Genomic DNA, 1835 nt, shown 5'->3' with positions numbered 1-1835 from the left:
GAAGGATTTTCGGCCAAGTATGATCGTATTAATGGATGGAGTTGCATAACAAAGGTATCAAGGTGACTTGTTTGACTCGGCATTTTTGGTTTGGAGTTTAGTGGGCTTGGTGAGTTGGTCGTGGCGCACCTTATACTAGGCGTTATGTTCACAAGGAGAAGTGATGGATTGGATTAAGAAGTTTTTTGTATCAAGAGCCCTTAATGTTGGTTTTTTTGGGTTGATTTTGATTGTTTTGTCTGAATTCGCAGGCAATGTGACTTTTTCGACAGTGGCCCATAATTTAGGGATTGCTTTGTTATCAGCTAGCATTGCGTTGTATATATCACATCAAGATTTTGAAAAAGCAATTAAAGCCAAAAACTTTGAAGATTTGGGGATTAAGGACTTCGCACCTGGTTACCATTCTTTTATTAGCGATGGTGAAAGTCTTGAGAGTTTCTTTAGATCATGTGGTAGAAGCAAAGAACTCGATATTGTTGGAATCGCTATGAATGGGTTTATCGACCAAAATAGAATTATTCAAAGAATTGAGGATAAGTCAAAGGAAGGCTTTCGAGTGAGAGTTATTTTTGCTGACCCAAATTCAGACCAAGTTTTAATCCAAAGTAAAGTTGAAGGAAAAGGAAAGCGGTTAGTACGGGACGCTCAAGAAAATATATCTGACTTTGTATCAAGGTTTGGTATTGGTGAAAGCGTAAACAAGAATGTCAGCATACACGTGTCAAAGTCGGTGCCAAGATACTTTATATTGCGAAGTGGTGGGACAATGATTGTTACATCCTATCTACTTGACGGTCCAGATGAGTCAGTCAGTTACATTTATGAGAGCAGAGGGGCAACCTCTAACCCCTACGAGTTCTATTTAGACTATATCAACAAACTGACGGAGTTCTCTTATAGTGAAGAGGAGTTGAAAACATTAACTTCATACTCAAAAGCCGAAAGTTCAGGCGTATCATGAACATAACAAGGCAATCAAGGTGATGCGTTACACTCGGCGGTTTTGGTACGGAGTTCAGTGTGCTTTGCTGGTTCAGTGGGGCACACCTTATTGCAGGCGTTATGCCTAAAGGAGAAATGTAAATGGAGTTAATCTCTCCAACTTTGGAAAAAGAGAAAGAGTTTTTAAGACTTGTCGGCGATTTTGAGATATCTGACCCTGATAATGCAGAGTACTATTTAGCTGCGAAAAAGAGCTTCTCAAACTACGTTAAATCACTTAATGATGAGGCTCAAGGAATCAACCTGCCTGAAGGCTATGTACCTTGTAACCATTACTGGTTGCTAAACGAAACCGGTGACATCTCAGGTATTATAAGAATTCGCCATAACATTGATAATCCATTTCTATCCCTTGAAGGTGGCCATATTGGTTACGATATAGCTCCAAGCTTTCGTCGAAAGGGCTATGGTACAAAGATTCTCAAATTGGGATTAGTAAAAGCTTCATTGCTTGGGCTTAAAAAAGTCCTAATAACAGCAGACGATGATAATGCTGGCTCTCGGAAAATCATTGAGTCAAATGGTGGTTTATTTGAGCAAATTATAATGGGTAATGTTTTTCCAAATCCTATAGCAAGATACTGGATAAACTTATGAGCCTGGCGGCATAACAAAGCAATCAAAGTGACCCGTTACACTCGGCATTTTTGGTTCGGAGTTCGGTGCGCTTTGTTAGTTCAACGTGGGGCACCTTATTGCAGGCGTTATGGCGCAGGGGCGTACAGGCAACGTGGCGATCGTTTTCTTGCTACTCGGGTCGTTCTTAGTCGCTAGCATATTGAAGTTTTCCTGCTTTGTTATGGTGCTGGATGCTTTCAAAGAAAATAGAC

General features: G+C 40.4%; 2 protein-coding genes. Both read left to right on the top strand.

The genetic code is table 11. From position 1 onward, the window contains the following. The first annotated feature begins 163 nt into the window (after window positions 1-163). Window positions 164-964, top strand: a complete 801-nt coding sequence (locus tag EDI28_RS25650; protein ID WP_128786674.1) for a hypothetical protein — start codon at window positions 164-166, stop codon at window positions 962-964. A gap of 122 nt (window positions 965-1086) precedes the next feature. After that, complete coding sequence (locus tag EDI28_RS25640) at window positions 1087-1602, top strand: GNAT family N-acetyltransferase (RefSeq protein WP_128786673.1); 516 nt, start codon at window positions 1087-1089, stop codon at window positions 1600-1602. Window positions 1603-1835 lie beyond the last annotated feature (233 nt).

The organism is Photobacterium chitinilyticum, from assembly GCF_004104355.1.
Classification (GTDB): domain Bacteria; phylum Pseudomonadota; class Gammaproteobacteria; order Enterobacterales; family Vibrionaceae; genus Photobacterium; species Photobacterium chitinilyticum.
This window is presented reverse-complemented; position numbering and strand designations above follow the sequence as displayed.